This window comes from Actinotalea ferrariae CF5-4, from assembly GCF_000603945.1.
GTDB lineage: Bacteria > Actinomycetota > Actinomycetes > Actinomycetales > Cellulomonadaceae > Actinotalea > Actinotalea ferrariae.
Window position 1 is genome coordinate 1 of the sequence record NZ_AXCW01000323.1, and the last position, 3,876, is coordinate 3,876.

Annotated in this window: 5 protein-coding genes; 3 read left to right on the forward strand and 2 right to left on the reverse strand. The window is 72.9% G+C overall.

Annotated features, from left to right (window positions below):
* On the reverse strand, positions 1–431 hold a 431-nt coding region (gene cydB / locus N866_RS17075; protein ID WP_034228755.1), incomplete at its 3' end, for a cytochrome d ubiquinol oxidase subunit II.
* Between the two features lie 8 nt (positions 432–439).
* Complete coding sequence (locus tag N866_RS17080; protein ID WP_034228756.1) at positions 440–1,939, reverse strand: cytochrome ubiquinol oxidase subunit I; 1,500 nt, start codon at positions 1,937–1,939, stop codon at positions 440–442.
* 111 nt (positions 1,940–2,050) lie between these two features.
* On the opposite strand from N866_RS17080, the gene N866_RS17085 reads away from it, so the two are divergent.
* The 3 genes from N866_RS17085 (at position 2,051) to N866_RS17095 (ending at position 3,862) form a co-directional block, all read left to right on the forward strand.
* Positions 2,051–2,413: a BlaI/MecI/CopY family transcriptional regulator gene (locus N866_RS17085; protein WP_034228758.1), complete on the forward strand. Its 363-nt coding sequence runs from the start codon at positions 2,051–2,053 to the stop codon at positions 2,411–2,413.
* Positions 2,414–2,452: 39 nt separating this feature from the next.
* Positions 2,453–3,361 carry a M56 family metallopeptidase gene (locus N866_RS17090; protein WP_034228759.1) on the forward strand — a complete coding sequence of 303 codons (909 nt, stop codon included), beginning with the start codon at positions 2,453–2,455 and terminating at the stop codon, positions 3,359–3,361.
* 216 nt (positions 3,362–3,577) lie between these two features.
* The gene (locus N866_RS17095) at positions 3,578–3,862 is read left to right on the forward strand and encodes a hypothetical protein (protein ID WP_034228762.1); all 285 of its coding nucleotides are present in this window, start codon (positions 3,578–3,580) and stop codon (positions 3,860–3,862) included.
* The last annotated feature ends 14 nt before the right edge of the window (positions 3,863–3,876 follow it).

The window sequence follows — 3,876 nt, forward strand, 5'->3', positions numbered from 1 at the left end:
CCGAGCGCGAGCCCGCCCGCGAGCACGCCGACCACCGCCCCGAGCAGCGTGGCCGTGGCGGCCGAGCTGACCGCCAGGGCCGCGTCGCAGCGCGCGCGCCACCGCTCGTCGTCGCGCTTGCCCCGGAACTCCAGCGCCACGCCGCGCACGGCGAGGCCCAGCAGCAGGGCCACCATGGGCAGGTAGAGACCGGACAGCGCGGAGGCGTACCAGTCGGGGAACGCGGCGAACATCGCCCCGATCGCCGCGACGAGCCACACCTCGTTGCCGTCCCATACCGGCGCGATGGTCCGCAGTGCCGCGCCGCGCTGCGCGCCGCCGCGGCCGAGGACGGGGGCGAGCATCCCGACGCCGAAGTCGAAGCCCTCGAGCACCAGGAAGAGCACCCAGCACAGGACCACGAGGCCGAACCACAGCAGGGCGAGATCCATGGGACTCCTCAGTAGGTGGGAACGGGCGCGCGGTCGCCGTCGTCGGCGTCGGCCCCGTCGGTGCGGACGGGGCCCGAGGTGAGGTCCTCCGCGATCAGGTGCCGGACGGCCCAGTACCAGACGAGCGCGAGGACGCCGTAGACCAGGCCGAAGCCGACCAGCGACGCGAGCACCTCGGCGCTGGTGAGGCCCGAGCCCACGCCGTCCTCCGTGCGGAACAGCCCGAAGACGAGCCACGGCTGACGGGCGGTCTCGGTGAAGACCCAGCCGAAGGTGTTGGCGAGCACCGGCAGCGCGGGCAGCAGCGGCAGGCAGGCGAGCACGCCGGTGCCGAAGAGGGTCCGCAGGCTGCTCCGGCCGGCGAGCACGCCCCGGGTGGCGCCCGCGAGGCCGCCTCCGTGCCGCACGAGGCCCTGGCCGCGACGCGTGACCCACAAGAACAGGACGGCGAGGGTGGCCGCCAGCATGCCGGTGCCGATCATCAGCCGGAAGGTCCAGTAGGCGACGGGGACCCACGGCACGTAATCACCGGGGCCGTGCTCCTGCACGTACTGCGCCTGGAGGTCGTCGATGCCCTGGACGGTTGCCCCGGGGTCGCCGTGCGCGAGGAGCGAGAGCAGGTACGGGACGTCGAGGGAGAGCAAGGGCTCGCCGCCACGACGTGGGTCCCCGATCGCGAAGACGGAGAAAGGCGCGCCGGCCTGCGTGGCGTACAGGGCCTCCGCGGCGGCCATCTTCATCGGCTGGACGGCCGTCATGACCTTGCCGAGCAGGTCACCCGTGATCGCGACGGCAAGCCCCGCGACTGCCGTGACCCAGCCGCCGAGGCGGGCGAGGGTGCGCCATGCCAGGTCGTTTTGCTCCCCCCGCGCGGTGGGACCGCGGCCCCATGCCCGCCAGGCGCCGACGGCCATGAGCAGCGCGCCGCCGGTCATGGCGGCGCCGGCGATGGTGTGCGGGTACGCCACGAGGTTGACCTCGTTGACCATGAGGCCCCAGAAGCTGTCCAGCTGCGCCCGGCCCGTCCGCGGGTCGACCTCGTACGCGACGGGGTTCTGCATGAACGAATTGGCGGCGAGGATGATGAAGGCGGACAGCAGCGTCCCGATGGCGACCACCCAGATGGTCGCCAGGTGCGCGAGCCGGGGCAGGCGGTCCCAGCCGAAGAACCACAGGCCCAGGAACGTGGCCTCCAGGAAGAAGGCGAGCATGCCCTCGATCGCGAGGGTGGGGCCGAAGACGTCCCCGTAGAAGCGGGCGAAGTCGCTCCAGGACAGGCCGAACTGGAACTCCTGCACCAGGCCGGTCACGACACCCACGGCGAAGGTGACCATGAGAAGCTTGCCCACGAGCAACGTGAGCTCTCGGTAGTGCGGGCGCCCCGTGCGGTGCCACGCCGTCTGGAGGCCTGCAGTCAGGGCCGCCAGGGAGATCGACAGGGGGACGAAGAAGTAGTGGTAGATCGTCACGACCGCGAACTGCAGACGTGCGAGCTCCAGGGTGTCCATCGGGGCGATCTCCTGACGTCCGCTGTCTACTACGGAACGGCGTAAATCTTACACGGCGTAGTACGTGTCAAGTAGTACGACAAGGTCCGGAGGTCCCGGTAGGCTTGCGCCATGGCGATGGGAGAGCTCGAGAGCGCCGTCATGGCGCATCTGTGGGACGCCGAGCAGCCGTGCACCGTCCGCGAGGTGCACGAGGCGCTCCAGGCGGACCGGCCGCTCGCCTACACCACGGTGATGACCGTCATGGACCGCCTCGCCAAGAAGGGCGCGGTCACCCAGCTCCGGGAGGGCCGCGCCTATCGCTACGCCCCGCTGCGCAGCCGCGAGCAGACCACGGCCGAGCTCATGCTGGACGCCCTCGGCCTGAGCGACGGGACCGACGCCCGCGTCGCCGCCCTCCAGCACTTCATCGGGCGGGTCAGCCCCGCCGAGGCCGACGCGCTCCGCGCCGCCCTCGGGCGTCCCGCGCCCTGACCGGCAGCCCGCGACCGTGACCGCCCCGCGCGGAGCACCGTGACGGCACTGTCCCTCGCGGCCCTCGCCGTCCTGCTGTCGGTCGCTGCGCCTGTCGCGCTCGCGCGCGCCCGAGCGCTGCACCGGGCGCCCAGGGCGGCCGTGGTGCTCTGGCAGGCTGGGGCGCTTGCCGCGGTGCTCGCCGCCGTCGGCGCCGCCCTCGCCGCGCCGGAGGAGATCTGGCGGGCGGTGCGGGGCGAGCAGGGCGCACGGGACGCCTGGCTGCTGGTCGCGGCCTCCGTCGCCGCGCTCACCGCGGGCACCATCGTCCTGCGGCTGGCCGTCACCACCCTGCGGCTCGGCGTGGTACTGCGACGCCGTCGCCGTCGGCAGCGGGACGCCCTCGATCTCCTGGGCGCGGTCGACGACGACGCCGCCCGGCTCCACGTGCTGAGCGGCACTGTCCCGCTGGCGTACTGCGTCCCCGGTCGGCCCGCACGCGTCGTGGTGACCGAGATGGTGCTCCAGGTGCTCGACGAGGCCGAGACGCGCGCCGTCGTCGAGCACGAGCGGGCCCATCTGCGCGCCCGCCACGACCTCGTCCTGGAGGCGTTCACCGCCCTGCACGTCGCCTTCCCCCGCGTGGTCCGCAGCCGCCTCGCCCTGGACGCCGTCAGCACCCTGCTGGAGATGCTCGCCGACGACATCGCGGCACAGCGCACCGGGCCCGGGCCCCTACGCCGTGCCCTGCGCGCCCTCGAGCCGAAGGCCGAAGGGCACGAGGTCGCGCTGCGCCGCGCGCGCCTGGAAGACGTCTACCCCGACGACGGGCCCCGGGGGCACGCCCGGGCAGTCGCCGCCGGCGCCTACCTCACCGGCGCCGCCGTGCTCGCCGTCCCCACCGTCGCCCTCGTCACGCCCTGGCTCCGCGCGGCGGTGAGCGCCCTTACCGGTGCGCCGTCCGAATGACACCGGCGAGAGATCCTCGATTCATGCGGGCCAGAGCGGCCACGGCACTCGCTCCCGGCACGCCAGACCGCTCGACCGGATCTACCCGGTAGTCTTCCTGCACGCCGTCACCTGCGCGGCCCGCTCTCCCCCTGGGTGCCCAGCGCCGGCTCGTCATACCGACAAGAGAGAAGCGTCGGCCTAAGGACGGGGCAGGCGGTCCTTGATCAGGGAGGGATGCAGGTGCTGGAGATCCTCGGTGCCCTCGCCCCGAGCGTAGGCGTCGGCCTGATCTTCTGGCTTGCGATGCGCAAGATCATTCATGCGGACCGCAACGAGCGGGCAGCCCAGGCGGCGCTCGATCGGCAGCACCTGGTCCAGTCCGAGCAGCAGGTCGATGCGGGACGTCAGGCGAGCGTCCTTGCCGGCGATACCCAACGAGCTGGGGCGCCGGAAGCGGAGAAGTGGCCAGGCGGTAGGCCTGCGCCTGCCGAACAAGTGGCAACGTCGTCTGAACCCTGATCCACCGGTCGTCT

What these genes read in the sequence shown, in the direction of transcription:
- N866_RS17085 (WP_034228758.1), top strand. Translation starts at nt 2,051, where the DNA reads ATGGCGATGGGAGAGCTCGAGAGCGCCGTCATGGCGCATCTGTGGGAC.
- N866_RS17095 (WP_034228762.1), top strand. Translation starts at nt 3,578, where the DNA reads ATGCAGGTGCTGGAGATCCTCGGTGCCCTCGCCCCGAGCGTAGGCGTC.
- N866_RS17080 (WP_034228756.1), bottom strand. Translation starts at nt 1,939, where the DNA reads ATGGACACCCTGGAGCTCGCACGTCTGCAGTTCGCGGTCGTGACGATC.